The 15,475-nt window shown below is 69.0% G+C and carries 14 protein-coding genes; 11 read left to right on the top strand and 3 right to left on the bottom strand.

The features are described 5' to 3' along the window. Positions 1 to 130: 130 nt before the first annotated feature. Complete coding sequence (gene dnaA, locus OV079_RS37540) at positions 131 to 1,843, bottom strand: chromosomal replication initiator protein DnaA (protein WP_267774416.1); 1,713 nt, start codon at positions 1,841 to 1,843, stop codon at positions 131 to 133. Between the two features lie 887 nt (positions 1,844 to 2,730). On the opposite strand from dnaA, the gene rpmH reads away from it, so the two are divergent. The 7 genes from rpmH to OV079_RS37570 are packed head-to-tail and all read left to right on the top strand — an operon-like array spanning position 2,731 to position 7,096. Then, a complete protein-coding gene (gene rpmH / locus OV079_RS37545) occupies positions 2,731 to 2,880 on the top strand; it encodes a 50S ribosomal protein L34 (protein ID WP_224197218.1) in 150 nt (49 codons plus the stop codon). Positions 2,881 to 2,905: 25 nt separating this feature from the next. Next, positions 2,906 to 3,361 carry a ribonuclease P protein component gene (gene rnpA, locus OV079_RS59270; protein WP_420829447.1) on the top strand — a complete coding sequence of 152 codons (456 nt, stop codon included), beginning with the start codon at positions 2,906 to 2,908 and terminating at the stop codon, positions 3,359 to 3,361. After that, positions 3,355 to 3,591 (top strand): membrane protein insertion efficiency factor YidD, encoded by a 237-nt coding sequence (gene yidD / locus OV079_RS37550; protein WP_096329049.1) that lies wholly within the window; start codon positions 3,355 to 3,357, stop codon positions 3,589 to 3,591. Before rnpA ends, yidD begins: the two co-directional genes overlap by 7 nt. Before the next feature lie 3 nt (positions 3,592 to 3,594). Then, entirely contained in the window at positions 3,595 to 4,545 is a 951-nt protein-coding gene (gene yidC / locus OV079_RS37555) for a membrane protein insertase YidC (RefSeq protein WP_267774417.1), read from the top strand. Next, a complete protein-coding gene (locus tag OV079_RS37560; protein ID WP_267774418.1) occupies positions 4,542 to 5,204 on the top strand; it encodes a YidC/Oxa1 family membrane protein insertase in 663 nt (220 codons plus the stop codon). Before yidC ends, OV079_RS37560 begins: the two co-directional genes overlap by 4 nt. Before the next feature lie 15 nt (positions 5,205 to 5,219). Beyond that, on the top strand, positions 5,220 to 5,777 hold the full coding sequence (locus OV079_RS37565; RefSeq protein WP_096329047.1) for a Jag family protein: 558 nt from the start codon (positions 5,220 to 5,222) through the stop codon (positions 5,775 to 5,777). Beyond that, positions 5,774 to 7,096: a tRNA modification GTPase gene (locus tag OV079_RS37570; RefSeq protein ID WP_267774419.1), complete on the top strand. Its 1,323-nt coding sequence runs from the start codon at positions 5,774 to 5,776 to the stop codon at positions 7,094 to 7,096. The genes OV079_RS37565 and OV079_RS37570 overlap by 4 nt, the downstream gene beginning before the upstream one ends. 403 nt (positions 7,097 to 7,499) lie before the next feature. Here the strand turns inward: OV079_RS37570 and OV079_RS37575 are convergent, their stop codons facing one another. After that, positions 7,500 to 8,672: an aminotransferase class I/II-fold pyridoxal phosphate-dependent enzyme gene (locus OV079_RS37575; RefSeq protein ID WP_267774420.1), complete on the bottom strand. Its 1,173-nt coding sequence runs from the start codon at positions 8,670 to 8,672 to the stop codon at positions 7,500 to 7,502. Positions 8,673 to 8,709: 37 nt separating this feature from the next. Between OV079_RS37575 and OV079_RS37580 the strand changes: the two genes are divergently transcribed. Then, positions 8,710 to 9,351 (top strand): 16S rRNA (guanine(527)-N(7))-methyltransferase RsmG, encoded by a 642-nt coding sequence (locus OV079_RS37580; protein WP_267774421.1) that lies wholly within the window; start codon positions 8,710 to 8,712, stop codon positions 9,349 to 9,351. 1,432 nt (positions 9,352 to 10,783) lie between these two features. Continuing rightward, positions 10,784 to 11,077, top strand: coding sequence for a hypothetical protein (locus tag OV079_RS37585; RefSeq protein ID WP_267774422.1), 294 nt, complete (start codon positions 10,784 to 10,786; stop codon positions 11,075 to 11,077). Positions 11,078 to 11,443: 366 nt separating this feature from the next. Here OV079_RS37585 and OV079_RS37590 read toward each other — a convergent pair whose 3' ends face one another. Beyond that, positions 11,444 to 12,514 carry a rhomboid family intramembrane serine protease gene (locus OV079_RS37590; RefSeq protein WP_267774423.1) on the bottom strand — a complete coding sequence of 357 codons (1,071 nt, stop codon included), beginning with the start codon at positions 12,512 to 12,514 and terminating at the stop codon, positions 11,444 to 11,446. Positions 12,515 to 13,221: 707 nt separating this feature from the next. On the opposite strand from OV079_RS37590, the gene OV079_RS37595 reads away from it, so the two are divergent. Both OV079_RS37595 and OV079_RS56540 read left to right on the top strand, forming a co-directional pair. After that, positions 13,222 to 14,445: a response regulator gene (locus tag OV079_RS37595; RefSeq protein ID WP_267774424.1), complete on the top strand. Its 1,224-nt coding sequence runs from the start codon at positions 13,222 to 13,224 to the stop codon at positions 14,443 to 14,445. Continuing rightward, positions 14,442 to 15,467 carry a tetratricopeptide repeat protein gene (locus OV079_RS56540; RefSeq protein WP_267774425.1) on the top strand — a complete coding sequence of 342 codons (1,026 nt, stop codon included), beginning with the start codon at positions 14,442 to 14,444 and terminating at the stop codon, positions 15,465 to 15,467. The genes OV079_RS37595 and OV079_RS56540 overlap by 4 nt, the downstream gene beginning before the upstream one ends. Positions 15,468 to 15,475: the final 8 nt, after the last annotated feature.

A 15,475-nucleotide genomic window follows, 5' to 3' on the forward strand; every position in this document is an offset into this window, starting at 1 on the left:
GGTTTAAAGAGTACTAAAGCTCGTCCTCGTGATCGTCGCTGTGAGTCGGGGGAAGAAGCGGCGATCGGGCCGAGATGATTGGTGGATCGGGAGATCAGAGGGGGTGAAAGAGTGGTGAGCGAAGCCAGAGTTACCCCCGACGCAGGGGCGAGGCAAGGGTCCCCAGGTTGTCCGCAGGCTGTTCCACAGATCGTTGTGGAAAGTGTACGCGCCGCCGAGAAAGCACAAAAAGCCGGGCCGCTCGGGGCGGCTCGGCTGACGGTCGGCGAAGTCGTGGTGCGGCGGGGCCGGCGGTGGGCGACGGGCGTGAGCCCCACGCCTCGCGGTGCCGTGAGATACGGCGTCGACGAGGCGGGGAGGCCAGGGAGCTGGAATTGCTTGCTGAACGCGAGTCCGGCGAGCGGCGCGCTGGAGGGCGCGCTCGACGGACCGGGCGCTCGCTAGGGTGCCGATCAGGAGGGCAGCGGGCGGCGTGGGCGGGCTCGTGGGCGAGGAGCTGGCGCAGCGCGGCGACGGTCTCGCGGAGCTCGCTGTCCTCGCTCTGGATGCTCTCGATGCGCTTGCAGGCGTTGATGACGGTCGAGTGGTCCTTGCCGCCGAAGCGCAGGCCGATTTCGGGGAAGCTGGCGCCGGTGAGCTGACGGCTGAGGTACATGGCGATCATCCGCGGGCGGGAGATGCCCTGGTGCCGCCGCGGGCCCTTGAGGTCGGCGATCCGGACGGAGAAGTGGCTGGCGACGACCTTCTGGACGCTCTCGATGCTGATGGGCGCCGGCTGCGCGGGGGCGGCCGAGACGCCGAGCGCCTCGCTGACGAACTCGCGGCTCAGCGGTTGATTCTTGAGCGCGGCGAAGGTGGAGACGCGGACGAGCGAGCCCTCGAGCTCGCGCACGTTGCTGCGGACGTGGGTGGCGAGGTGGAGCGCGACGTCGTCGGGGAGGTCGATGCGATCGACGTCGGCCTTCTGCTTGAGGATGGCGACGCGGGTCTCGAGGTCGGGGGCCTTGATGTCGGCGACGAGGCCCCAGTTGAGGCGGGAGATCAGGCGGTCTTCCATGCCCTGCATGTCGCCGGGCATGCGGTCGGCGGTGACGACGATCTGCTTCTCGGCCTCGTAGAGCGCGTTGAAGACGTGGAAGAACTCGTCCATCGTGCGGTCGCGGCCGGCGATGAATTGGATGTCGTCGATGAGCAGGACGTCGCACTGCTCGCGGTAGCGGGCCCGGAACTGGTCGAATTGGTTGAAGCGGACGGCCGAGATGAACTCGTTCATGAACCGCTCGGCGCTCTGGTAGACGATGCGCAGGTGCGGCCGGTGGACGTGGATGTGCTGGCCGATCGCGTGCAGCAGGTGGGTCTTGCCCAGGCCGACGCCGCCGTAGATGAAGAAGGGGTTGAAGCGGTTGCCGGGGTCCTGCGCGACCGACCAGGCGGCCGAGGCGGCGAGCTCGTTGGAGCTGCCCTTGATGAAGTTGGAGAAGCGGTAGCGACTCGACAACCCGATCGGCGGCAGCGCGGGCAGGGGCGGCAGCGGAGGCGGCGGCGGTTCGGGCTCCGCGCGGGGCTCCGCGGCGGCAGCAGCGGCGTTCGGAGAGGCCTCGCCGGCGGCGGAGATGTCGATCTCGATGTGATAATCCTGCGCCGTGCGCGCGCGGAGCTCGTCGAGGACCACGTCACGGTAGTGGTTCTCGAACCACTCCTTCATGAACCGGTTGGGAGCCGTGAGAAGAAGGCGCTGGCCTTGAACCTGGCGCAATTCGAGCGGCCGGATCCAGAGGTCGTAGGTCTGTGCGCCGAGCCTCGGCTGCAGTCCTTGAATCGCCTCGCTCCAGATATTGGTCATGAAGCCTCCGTCCACAGGTTCCGAAGCCCTGTGGATTGCGTGAATTGCCCAATAGTGTCGTATGGATCGCCGAATCGTTTCGGCGATTCTCCACATCTGTGAATTTCAGGGGCCGGCGCGTGCCGGGCAGAAATTCAGGGCCCGGAGGCCGAATTTCGGCCCGCCGGGCCGGAGACAACTAGGGCTAACTGTCCGGTCTGGGGGGTGACCGTGGAGCAACTGTCCGGTCTTGCTGTCCGGTCGCTCCGGTCGCTGAGGTTCCAGCCGCGCCGTGCCCTGAGGGGGTGGCGACGCGGGAGGGCTCTTTTACTCGGGCGGTGGGAGGGGGGCAAGGGAGGAAGGGCCGGAAAGTGTAAGTGACGGCAATTGTTAGGAAAGGAGCGCACGGCGCGCGGGATCTGCGCGGTATCGATCTGCCGCGGGAGCCAGGTCGAGCCTGGCACCTACCCTGGGCCGAGCGTAATCCCGTGCTGTGGGGGAGGGTGGTAAAGCGGCTCTCCAGGCAAGCGACTTTGCGTGGGTCGGGGCGCGGAAGTTGGCTTGTGGAGCCGACGAGAGGGCCGCACTGAAAGTCGGGTCTCGCCGCCGGACCGGTCGCGGAGCCGGCGCGGCTTCGCGTGGGGACTGAACAGATGAGGCGGGGGCCGCTGTTCTGTGCCACTTTGGTGATGTGAACTACTGTGGAGGCGGAGCATTGCGAGCGAGAGAGAGAGACCGCGGTGACATGAGAGGGATCGCAGGGCCGCGGACGGGCCGCCGGGTGGGCTGGCGTTTGACAGGAGGGAGGTCCGCTGGTATCGATCCGTCCCCTTGTTCACAGGCGCTCGTCCGGGGCAATTCCCGCTTCCGCGACGACGTAGCCGCCGAGTCACCCAGGGAACGTCCCGATGAAGCGCACCTACCAGCCCCACAACGTCAGCCGCGCCCGTACGCACGGCTTCCGCGCCCGTATGTCCACCCGTGGCGGTCGCCAGGTCATCGCGGCCCGTCGTCGTCGCGGTCGCAAGCGGCTCGCGGTCCAGCTCGGCGGCAAGTGAGCCGCGCTGGCTCTGGACTGTCGAGATGAAGCCAGAAGGGTTCCCTGCGATCTTCCGGTTGCGGAAGCGCAGGGACTTCTTGCGGGTCCAGAACGGCGGCCAGAAGCACCACACGCGACACTTCCTCGTGTTCGTGGCGCCGGCCGGTCAGATGCCGGCGAGCGACCCGCAGAATAAAGCCGAAGAGCTCGCTGCGATGGTTCGCCTCGGCATCACGGTGACGCGAAAGGTCGGCCCGGCCGTCGTGCGAAATCGCATAAAGCGCCTCGTACGCGAGGCTTTCCGGCGTAAACGCAGCCAGTTCGCGTCACCGTGCGATATGGTCTGGGTCGCCAAACAGAGCGCGTCGACCGTGCGCTATGCTGAAGTCGTGGCGGCGATGGACGCCATGTCTCGACGAATCTCTCCGCGGCCCGCCGGGCCGGGAACACCTCCACGGCCCACCGGGCCTGGACCTCTGCCAGGGTCGTCTGCGTGCTAGGGCGCATCATCATCGCGTTGATTCGCGGCTACCAGGTGGCGATCTCGCCGCTGCTCGGGCCGTGCTGTCGATTCACGCCGAGCTGTTCGCGCTACGCCTGCGCGTGCATCGCCGACCACGGAGTGCTACGCGGCGGTTGGCTGACCGCGCGGCGGCTGCTCCGCTGTCACCCGTGGCACCCCGGGGGCGTCGACCTGCCGCCGCCGGCTTTACCACCCGAAAGCTGCTGAGCCGTGGATTTACAGCGTCGTACCCTGTTGGCGATCGTCTCGTGCGTCCTGATCTGGCTGGTCTACGAGCGCTTCTTTGCGCCGCCGCTGCCCGAGCCCCAGGCGCAGCAACAAGTCGAGGCCAAGAAGACGGAAGCCGACGCGAAGGCGGCGGAAGAGCGGGCTGAGGAGCGCAAGGCCGCGGCCGCGGCGCCCAAGGTCCCCGTCGCCGAGCACCGCCTCAAGACGGACCTGCTGGCGCTCGACGTCACGAACCACCGCGGCCTCGTCCGCGGCACGGAGCTGCTCAGCAAGCACTTCATCAACCCCGACGGCAAGGGCGAAGACTTCCTGAAGCTCGACGGGAACCGCAGCCTCGTCATCGGCTTCGACGGCTCGGAGACCGACTTCAAGTTCCCGCGCGACCCGGCGTGGGAGCCGACCGGCCAGAGCGACACGCAGTGGGCCGTCGCGTTCAAGAACGGCGACGTCGAGGTCAAGGGCACGCTCGACCTGACGACCGGCTACGAGGGCACGTTGACGGTCGACGTGGCCAACCGCTCGGCCGAGACGCAGCAGCACCGCCTGACGCTGCTCAGCGCCTACAGCATCGGCGGCGAGAACAGCTACGACATCCATCGGGGCGTGTGCGCCACGGCCGACGACTGGGAGGCCTACACCCCCAGCGACGTGAAGGACAGCTCGGGCGAGGTCCGCGGCCGCATCCGCTGGGCGGCGCTCGACAGCAAGTACTTCGCGTCGGCGGTGGTGCCGGCCCCCGAGGTCGCGGTCCAGGCGTGCCGCGTCGGCCAGAGCAGCGACGGCAAGGCGCTGACGACGACCCTGGCGGTCGAGCCGGTGACGCTCGCGGCCGGCGAGTCGCATCAGTACGTGTTCGGCGTCTACTTCGGCACGAAGGAGCTCGAGCGGCTCGAGAAATCCAGGCCGTCCCGGGCGTCCACCTCGAGGACATGATCGACTGGGGCTGGTTCGGCGGCCTCAATCGCATCCTCGGCGAGTGGATGATCTGGCTGCTCCGCGCCTTCTACAACCTCACCGGCGTGTGGGGCGTGGCGATCATCCTGCTGACGATCGTGGTCAAGGTGCTGACCTTGCCGCTGACGTTCAAGCAGATGCGCTCGATGAAGAAGATGCGCGAGATCCAGCCGGAGCTCGAGGACATCAAGAAGAAGTACGGCGAGGACCGCGTCCGCCAGGCTCAGGAGATGCAGGCGCTGTTCCAGCGCGCCGGCGTCAACCCGCTGGCCGGCTGCCTGCCGATGCTCATCCAGCTGCCGATCTGGATCGCGCTCTACGCGACCCTCAACACGGCCGTCGAGCTGTATCGCGTGCCGTTCCTGTGGCTGCCCGACCTGACCCAGCAGGACCCGTACTACATCCTGCCGCTGGCGATGGGCGCCCTGATGTACATCCAGATGAAGGCCACCCCGTCGGGCGTGGACAACGAGCAGGCGCGAATGATGGCGTGGATGATGCCGATCATCTTCACCGTCATGATGCTCTTCCTCCCGTCCGGCCTCGGGGTTTATATCTTCGCCAACGTGTTGCTGTCGCTCATCCAGACCCTCATCCAGGTCCGACCGACGCAGACCGCGGCCGTGAAGAAGTCCTAGGAGGCGATCAACAGCATGCCCGAAGCCAACGTTAACGACGCGCAGCTCAGCGCCGACGAGCGCTACGCGAAAGCCGTCCCCGTCGTCCGCTCCTTCCTCGAGTCGGTCCTCGGCCTCCTCGGCGTCGAAGTCGAGGTCGACATCGATGTCGAAGAGGACGGCCTCCACTGCGACCTCAACACGTCGGAAGAGGACGGCGGCCTGCTCATCGGCCGCCACGGCGCCACGCTCGACGCGCTGCAGTACCTGACGCTCCGCGTCCTCCAGGCCGAAGGCTTCGAGCGCATGCGGATCACCCTCGACGTGGGCGGCTACCGCATGCGCCGCGAGAAGAGCCTCCGCGAGCTCGCTCAGGGCATCGGTCAGAAGGTGCTCAGCACCGGCAAGCCGTACCACTTCGACCCGATGAGCGCGATGGAACGCCGCGTCGTCCACCTCGCCCTCGTCGACGTCAACGGCCTGCGCACCGAGTCCGAAGGCGAAGGCCGCTTCCGCCACGTGGTCGTGTTCCCCGCTCGCGACGGCGACCCGCCGCGCCGCGGTGGCAACGGCTTCGACGACGCCCGCGCTTGACCCGGCCGCGCGCCTCGCAGAGCCCCGATTCGACGATCGTCGGCGTCGCCACCGGAACCCCCGACGGCGGCGTGGCGATCGTTCGCGTCAGCGGAGCCGAGGCGCGTGCGATCGTCGAACCACTCGTCGAGTCGCTCCCGCCGCCGCGGATGCTCGCCCGTCGCCAGCTGCGCGACGGGCAGGGCGCGGCCGAGGAGGCGCTCGTGGCCTGGATGCCCGGGCCGAAGTCGTTCACCGGCGAGGACGTGATCGAGTTGCACGTCCACGCGGGCGTACGGAACGTGGGACGGATCGTCGCTGCGCTGCAACTGCGAGGCGCCCGCGCCGCGGGGCCCGGAGAGTTCTCGCGGCGGGCGTTCGAGCACGGGCGATTGAGCCTCGAGCAGGCCGAGGGGATCGCCGCTCTGATCGCAGGGCGCACGTCGGCGGCGATCGATCAGGCGCGACGCCTCGTCGCCGGCGAACTCGGTCGCGAGGTGGAAGCGCTGCGCAGCGCGGTGGGAGATCTCCGCGCGGAGATCGAAGCCAACCTCGATTTTCCGGAGGATGTCGCTGACGGCGACGTGAGCCGCTGGCGCGAGGAGTTGCGACGGCACGAGGCGACGGCGCGAGCGTGGTTGCAGAGCTTCGCGGCCGGACAGCGAGCCCGCGAACGTGCGCGAGTGGTGATCGCGGGCCCGCCTAACGCCGGCAAGAGCGCGCTGTTCAACGCGCTGCTCGGTCGCTCACGCGCGATCGTCTCCCCGACGCCGGGGACGACCCGCGACTATGTGGAGGCGGAGCTGCAGATCGACGGGCTCGAGGTGATCGTCGTCGACACCGCCGGCCTGCGCGGCGCGACCGAAGACGCGATCGAGCACGAGGGGATCGGTCGCAGCCGCGAGCAGATCGCGGGCGCGAAGCTGGTGTTGTGGTTGGAACCGGCCGACGCGGAGCCGCTCGACGCGGGACCGCCGGAGGCGCTGCGTGTGGAGAGCAAGCGCGACCTCGGCGCCCGCCGCCCCGACTGGCTCGGGGTGAGCGCGCAGAGCGGCGAAGGGCTGGAGGAGCTGCGCGCGCAGATCGGTCGGTCGGTGCGGGGGGATGAGGCGGCCCCGTGGATCGGGCTGGCGCGTCACCGCGACAGGGCGTCCGAGGCGGCCACGGCGATGGCGTCGGCGCAGGCGCTGCTGGAGCGCACGGCACCGCTCGAGCTGGTGGCGTTCGAGCTCGGAGTGGCAGAGCGCCAGCTGGCCGAGATCACGGGGCGCGACACGCTCGGCCCGGTCGGTGAGGATGTGCTCGGGCGGATCTTCAGCCAGTTCTGCATCGGCAAGTGAAATTGCTCAGGGCATCGGCTTGCGCTTGCGAGCGAAGCTCGCGCGGGAAGCGGATTGAGCGGAGCGAAAGGACAGGTCGCACGAACCTGCGAGGCTGAAGCTAGGACTTCCGGAGCCTCTGCATCGGTGATGCGAAGCTCCCGAGGAAGCAGGCTGCGCCGTGCGCCTTGCTGAACCAAGATTCTGGGCCGGGCGCGGGCGTCCGAGTTGAAGCTTGGGATATGCGCGGTGCTTGCCGGAGCGGTACAGACCGAGCGGACTGAGCTGACCGAAGGGACAGGTCGTTGGATCTGCGGGTCGGCGAGTTCGACGAGGGCTGACCGAAAGGACAGGTCGCGGGGGCACGAGCTCCGAAGGGCGTCTGCTCGAAGAGACAGGTGCTAAAGAGCAGGCCGCGATCGGGTCAGTGGGGCTCGACCGGCGGCCGCGTATCTGCGAGTGAGAGGCCGAACTGCTGCAGGAGGGAGCGCAGATCGGCCACGAGGCCGTGGATCTGGGCCTCGTCGTGAGCGGCGGAGATCGTGATGCGCAGGCGGGCCGAGCCCGCCGGGACGGTGGGCGGGCGGATCGCCTGGACGTGCCATCCGCGCTCGAGCAGGGCGCGGCTGACGGTGACGGCGAGGTGGTTGGCGCCGATCACCACCGGGAAGATCGGGGAGGCAGGTGGGGGGCGCTCGAGTGCGGCCGCCAGGAGGCGAGCGTTCGTCCACATGCGAGTGCGGCGCTCGTCTCCCTCCGGACCGGCCAGCATCTCCGCGGCGAGCCGCGCCTGCTCGGCGAGTACCGGGGCGTTGCCGGTGCTGAACACGAAGCTGCGCGCGCGAGTGCGGATCCACGTGCAGACCTCGTGGCTGCCGGCCGCGAAGGCGCCGGCCAGGCCGAACGCCTTGCCGAGGCCGCCCATGAGCACGGCGGGGCGGATCCTGTGATGCCGGGCGAAGCCCGCACCGGCGGGGAAGAGGCCGAGGCTGTGCGCTTCGTCGAGGTAGAGCATGCCGCCGCGGTCGCTGAACTCTCGCAGGAGGGCGGGCTCGGCGGTGTCGCCGTCCATGGAGAAGATCGACTCGGTCACCCACCAGCTCGGGCCGTCGCTGTCGCCCGGACCACTGCGGTGCGGGAGGATGGTCGGGCGCGAGCGCGCCAGGCGGAGGCCGTCGATGAGGCTGGCGTGGTTGAGGGCGTCGCTGAAGACGCGATCCTCCGGCTCGATCAGCGCCGGCAGCACGCCGACGTTGAGCTGGAAACCGCTCGGGAACAGCACAGCGTCGTCCGCACCAGCCAGCGCGGCGAGCGAGCGCTCGGCGCCGCGGTGAGCCGGGAGATCGCCAGCGACGAGGCGCGATGCGGTCGCACCAGCGGCGTCCGTGGTGTCGAGGGACGCGAAGCTCGCCGGGCGGAGGCGCGGGTGGTTGGCGAAGCCGAGATAGTCGTTGCTGCAGAAGCCCGTGACCCACTTGCCGTCGAGCTCGTAGCGAACCCCGTCTCGTCGACCGATCCGCGGCAACTCGCGGGTGAGGCCCTCATCCTGCAGGGCGGCCAGGCGGCGACGAAGTCGCTGGTTCAACAGCTCGGACATGCTTGACAGGAGCGAGGGCTCTTCTTACTCCGCGAGCGTGCAGGGGAGCAACGTCGATGTTGGCCACAAGCTCGAGGCGGCGGCGACGCGTCTCGGATTCGAGATCGAGACCGTCGCGGTGGATCGGCTGCGGCTGCTGCTGGGGCTGTGGCACCGCTTCGGTCGCGCCTTCAACCTGAGCGGGGCGACCGATGAGGCAGGTCTGTTGGGACATGTTCTCGAGGGCTTGCAGGTGGTCGCCCTGGCCCGTCGGATCGGCTGCGACTCGGCGCAGCGCTGGCTCGACGTGGGATCGGGCGCAGGCTTCCCGGGGCTGGTGATCGCCGCCTGTCTCGAGGTGCAAGTGACGTTGGTGGAGCCGCGAGAGCGCCGAGCTTCCTTCCTCGACCTGGCGGTCAACCAGATCGGGCGAAGCGACTGTCGCGTGGTCCGCGGGCACGTCGACGGATCGGCGTGGCGACCGATCAAGGCCGGGGAAGCCTTGGTCGCAGGCAGCTTCGATTGGGCAAGCGCGCGCGCAGTGTTCGCCCCCGAGGTTTGGGTCGAGCTGGGCAAGCAGTGGGTCAAGCCGGGCGGAGTCGTGGTCGCGCACGTGAAAGCGGAGAGCGGAGCGTTCGCGGGCGAGGTGGCGCGGGTCGATGGCGAGCGCTGGTCCATCCGTGGGGTGCGAGGCGGGTGAGCCGGTTTCGAAGATCGCGCGCGGGGCAGCGTGGCGATGGTTGCGGCCAGGGGCGGGCAACTCAGGGTCGGGCTAGCGCGGGTCGATGCCGCGCTAGTGCAGCCGTCGACCTGAGGGCTTGGGGCGAGGTTGCGCCAAGCGCGAGAGTTGGTCGGACGCGCGGTGGCTTCGCGAACGAGTAGGGGGCAGCACGCTGCTTGGGCAAAATGGCCCTTGGTCGAGGGTTCGCTCGCCCATTCGGCTCCGAGAAGATCGCGTGGCGGTTTCAGTTCTACAGACGGCGCTTACGAAGTTGTGCTCGCGGCACGGCGATTAAGGAGGTCCAGGCCGACGAGCTTCGTCCACACGTCGGCCAGCCCGGGGCGCGACAGTGAGGACGGCAAGCCGTCACAAGCGCCGACTCCGATGTTCGAGTGCGGGAGCGGCGAAGGTCCTGGATACCGACGTGGGGCGGGCGACCTGGAGTGCTGGTGGCAGACAGAGAAGCCGGCGGTGCGGGGCGGTGCTGGCCGGGCGTCAATTCGGGCAGTGGCGGCTGGAGCCCTAGGCGGGGGTCTGGTGGCGGGTGATGTTCCACGTGGAACGATGGCGGCAGGTCGCTACGAGCGACAGCTGGCGCTGGTCGCTGGGGCCGCGTGTCGGAGCGGAAATGGGGACTGGCGTTCCGGGGCAGCACGCGTGCTTCGGTGCAGGCGTGGGGCACGAGATTCGGCAGTTGGAGGGAAGACGATGAGGAGCGTCGTCTGCTGCTGCGCTCGCAAGGTTTTCGAACACTGGAGCGGTGGCCCCGGGGCGCTCAGTGGCGAGAGTATGGGTACGCGGCCCTTGCGTGCTCTGATCCAGCAGGGCGCAGATTGATGAATCGGAAGCAACCCAGCTGACGGTGGCTCGAGTGAGGCCGGCGTTCTTCACGCGCACATGCTGGATTGGCGTCTCGCGTGAATCACCTGCGGACTCGCCAGGGTGGTGACGCTCGGACCCGGAGAGGGCTGGGCGACGCGTTCGAGCGGAGTTGCCCAATGGGCTCGGAGAGGAGCCCGCCGGCACGTGAGTCCTGTGGGCTGAGACACCGAACGCCGATCCCATGATCGTTCCACGTGGAACGCCAGCGAGGCTCAGTCCGACGACTTCGAATGAGTCGTTGAGAGAATCGGAAAGCCCGGAAGTCGAGCCGGGAGAATCTCCCGGGCGCGAATGCTCGGACCCGGGGCTAGACGATCAACTTTGAACGTCTGCGGACCGGATGCCCCGTCGATGCCGTCCTCGGTTCACCCGTGGGCGTTGCGGAACGTGACGACCAGGTCGACCGAGTTCTTGTGCGCGAGCACCGGCGCCGACGGGTCGGTCACGGTCGCTACCTCGACCTTGTCGTAGACCGGGCGCGCCGGCCAGCTTGTCGAGGAAACTCTTGCCGTTGCGGGTCTGGTAGGCCGTGGAGCTGGCCCCTCTATGGATTGAGGCCGATGCCCCTGGACTCTGGGTTTCGCCGATGGCCACTCAAAAGAGTTGGGCCAACTGGCTCGTCGCCGTGAAAGGCCTGCCGAAGCGGCGCCAGAACTCAAGGGGCGGCGAGATCGCTCTGGAGTCGGTTGCCACGTTGATCACCGAGATTCGGCGAACGATCAGCTTGCGGGCCGATAAGGGTGTGATCGGTCGGTTCAATGCATGCGCAGAGTTCCACGTGGAACACCGAGCAACTCGGCGGCACGCGCTCGAGCGCGGGTGACGCGGTGGAACAGGGTGACCCGAGAAGCCGAGGGGGCGCCGAAGGACCGTCGTGAATCGGGCTTAGTTCGGAAAGAGGTTCCACGTGGAACACCGGCCGGGTTCGCCGTCCTCAAACCGTGGGCCGAGTGTTTCACGTGGAACACTGCGGGGCGCGGCCAAGGGACTGAGAAAGAAGCGGCGGGGAGCGCTTGATGCGGCGGAAGCTGGCGCTGGCGCCTTGCTCTGCTGCGGGAGCATCGCGGCAAGCGGAGCAGCTTCAGGGAATGACGGCCGAGCTGCGGTGACGCGGATTCCGCTGCGGGAAGGTCGCAGCGAATGGGCAGCTCTAGTAAGACAGCGGATAGCGCCGGCGCGCGGTGCTCTGCTACCGGGGCGCGAGTGGAGCAGCTTCAGGGTATGGCGGCCGAGGGGCAGCCGGCGAGGTGCTCGTCGAGCTCGGGGAAGCGGTCGTCTGCGAGCCATGCGGCTGCTTGCAGGACGCGGGTTCCAGCTTCGGCTCGTCCTTGCCGACACCAGATCCATCCGAGGTGTCGAGGTAGCTGGTGTTGAGGTGGTTGGGCTGTAGCGCGGCGAGGGAGAGAGACTCGGCGCGGTCGAGCTCGAGGCCGTCGACGGCCAGCTGGTAGGCGACGGCGTTGCTGAAGTTCGCGTTCTCGGGGTCGCGCTCGAGCCCCTTGTTAAAGAGGATGAGAGCGTCGGCGGGGCGTTCGTCGGCGAGCAGGCGGAAGCCGAGGATGGCGTAGTAGTTGGTGCGGTGAGTCGGGTGCGCGCCGAGCCACGCCAGGCCGCCGAGCAGGAGCGCGAGGGCGAGCGAGAGGGCGGCTCTGAGCCAGCGGGCGCGGGCGACACAGGCACCTCCGAGCAAGAGGCCGGCCGCCAGGCCACCGAGGTGTCCGGCTTGCGCGATCCCCGGGACCGCGAGGCCGAGGCCCAGACAGACGAGGATCAAGATCGCCAGGCTAGTCGCCGAGATCGGCGCGAGTTCCTCTTGAAGCTCAAGGGAGCCCCAGCGACGCGCGAGCCACAGCGCGCCGGCCTCACCAAGGATGCCCGCCGATGCGCCGAGGACGATCGGCGACTCGCACCAGGCGAGTGAGGCGAGTGCGCCGCCGATGCTCGCCAGCGTGAACAGCGCGAATGTTCGGAAATGGCCCCATGCTTGCTCGATCCACTCGCCGACCGAGAGCAGGGCGATGCTGTTGAGCACCAGGTGGAGCAGGCTGCCGTGCAGGAGGCCGGTGGTCGCCACGCGCCACCACTCACCGTCCAGCCACACGCGCGAGAGCTCGAGGGCGCCGAGCTGGCGGAAGATGTCGGTGCTGTCGGTGAGGCTCAGGGTCCAGAGGCTCCGCAGCGCGGTGTCCAGCGGGTCTGCGGCGTGAGCGAGGGTGGCGACGAAGGTGATCGCGTAGAGGACGATACACAGGCCCAGCAATCCGGCCGTGACGGGTGCGCGGCGGAGGCGGACACCGAGTGGCTCGAGCTGGGGCGGCAGTGCGGCGGGCGGGGACTCCGCGCCGGTGTGGCGGGGAACTGGCAGCGAAGGGTCCTCCGCGAAATCGGATGGTGGGTCGGACGGGGGCTTCGCGCCGGAGTGGCGGGGAACTGGCGGTGAAGGGTCCTCCGCGACATCGGATGGTGTGGCGGGCGGGGACTTCGCGCCGGAGTGGCTGGGAACTGGCAGCGAGGGGTCCTTCGTTACACCGGATGGTAGGTCGGGCGGGGGCTTCGCGCCGATGTGGCGGGGATCTCGCAGCGAAGGGTCCTCCGCGACATCGGATGGTGGCTTCGCGCCGGCGTGGCGGGGATCTCGCAGCGAAGGGCCCTCCGCGGCATCGAACGGTGGCTCGGGCGGGGGCTTCGCAGGGATCGCGTGGGGGTCTCGCGGCGACGTGTCCTCTGCGACATGTGACGGCACCCCGGCCACGGCGACAAGCTAGCAGAGAAACCCTGCGCGCGGAAAAGACGAGAGGCGCACTAACGTCCATGGCCTTTGGGACATATTAGGCCGCCAGCGCGCGGCGCGGCCGCTTGCCGCCCGGTTCGCGGGGTTGCTATCGTTTTACGAGCCGTGGGGAAGTCGGGGAGAGCAGGCGCGTCGTGGAGCCGGGGGGCCGGGGGCTCCCGCGCAGGTGAAGGCACATGGCCCGGCAGAACCTGCTGATCGTCGACGCCGACGCCCGGACCCGGCGGGTGCTCGAGGTCAGCCTCCGCAAGGCGGGCTACAGCATCACGGCGGCCGAGAACATGCAGCAGGCGCTGCAGTTCCTCGATCTCACCGACCCCGAGCTGATCGTGTCGGATACGCGGCTACCCGACGGCAGCGGCTTCGAGTTCTGCCGGATCGTCAAGAGCCACGCGAAGTGGGGCCAGATCCCCTTCATCTTCCTGACCTCGGCCACCGAGCTGGAAGACAAGGTTCACGGGCTCGAGCTCGGCGTCGACGACTACCTGACCCGGCCGATCTACGTCAAAGAGATCATGGTCCGCGTGAAGATGCTGCTGCAACGAAAGCAGCAGGAGCGGATCGGCAAGAAGGACGCGCGCACCAAGTTCAGCGGGCAGCTCGCCGACATGGCGATCGTGGACTTGATGCAGACGATCGAGATCTCCCGCAAGAGCGGGACGATCGAGTTCGAGACGGACCTGGGCCCGGCGGCGGTGTGGTTCCGCGACGGACGGCTCATCGACGCGGAGATGGGGCGCCTGCAGGCCGACGCGGCCGTGTTCCGCCTGCTCGGCCTCAGCGACGGGCGCTTCGAGGTCGAGTTCAAGTCGATCAGCCGGGTGCCGACGATCGAAGAGTCGACGCAGAGCCTGCTGATGGAAGGGATGCGCCGGGTCGACGAGTGGGGCCGCCTGCTCGAGGGCCTGCCGCCGCTGGACCACGTCCTCATCATCGACGCCAACATGGCGGTGAAGTCGGACCCGAAGCTGACGCCGAAGCAGCAGACGATCCTGCGCCGCTTCAACGCGAAGCGCACGATCATCCAGGCGATCGACGACTCGGGCCTCGACGACCTCGAGGCGCTCGAGTACGTCAGCGAGCTCTACTTCAAGGGGTTGCTGCTCGAGCCGGGCGAGTCGTCGCTGGAAGAGCGGTCGCAGGAGACGCCCGTCGAGGGGAACCTCGAGCTGTGGGATCTGCACAGGGCGACCTCGAGGGCGATCCAGATCCCGCCGTCGCTGGAGGCGGCGCCTCCCGAGGCGGTCGCCGATCTGCCGCCGCTGCCGAATTATCCCCAGCCGTTCCCGGGGGCGAGCGGGGCGGAGCACGACGATGTGCTGGTCGGCGGAATTCTGACGAGTCTCACGGGCCAGGTGACTCGCCAGACGAGGGGGGCGTGGGTCATCCTGATCGCGTGACCGATCGCCTGGGCCCGTTCACGATCGCGTCGCCGATGGGAGCGCCGAGCGCGGAGGCCGTCGGCGAGCTGGTGATGCCGCGCGACGTGCCGGCGCCGCGGGCACGGCCGTCGTCGTCGGTGATCGTGCGTCGGCGTGAACACAGCGGGGCGATCCCGACGGTGGGCGCGCTCGAGTCGTCGCTCAGCGGAAATCAGCCGCTGCTGTCGGACAGCGCGGCCGACCTGGGTCGCCTCAACGATCTGGTGGCGCAGACGCTGGCGATGAACTCGGGGGTGAACCCGGCGCCGGCGCCGTCGCAGCTGTCGGCGGCGAGCTTCGCGGTGGCGGCCGAAGAGGTGCCGCGCAGGCGCTCGCTGTGGCCGTGGGGGCTGATGGCGGTGGGGACGGCGGCGGCGATGGCGGCGCTGTTGTGGCGGCCGACTGCTGCGGATGTCCCAAGGGACAGGCCAGTCCAGGCGGTGGCGGGCAAGCCGGCGCCGCCGGAGCCGATGGCGGCGAGCGAACCGGGGGCCCCGGCGAAGGCGGAGCCGCTGAAGGCGGAGCCGACGAAGACGGAGCCGCCGGCCCAGGTGACGCCGCCAGCGCCCGAGCCGCCGGTGCCGACGAAGGCGGAGACGCCGCCGGAGCCGCCGTCGGCGATCACGCCGGAGCAGCAGGCGAAGCTCGAGCAGGCGCAGAAGCAGTACAAGAACGGCAAGGCGAAGGACGCCGAGGCGACGCTGGTCGAGCTGGTGACGGAGGCGCCGCGTTACGCGGAGGCGCAGGCGCTGCTGGCCAACGCGCGGCTCGATCAGGGCAAGTTCGCGGAGGCCCTGCCGGCGGCCAAGGCCGCGGTCGAGGCCGATGCGGACCTGGCCGACGCGCAGCTGGCCCTCGGGGTGATCGCGGAGGAGCTCGGCGAGGTCGCTACCGCGGTCCACGCATACGAGCGCTACCTTGAACTGGACCCCAAGGCGCGCTACGCCACCACGGTCCGCGCGCAGTTGCGCTCTCTCCAGCGCAAGCTCCCTGCGCCGTGACCGACCTG

Source organism: Nannocystis pusilla, from assembly GCF_026626665.1.
GTDB lineage: Bacteria > Myxococcota_A > Polyangia > Nannocystales > Nannocystaceae > Nannocystis > Nannocystis pusilla.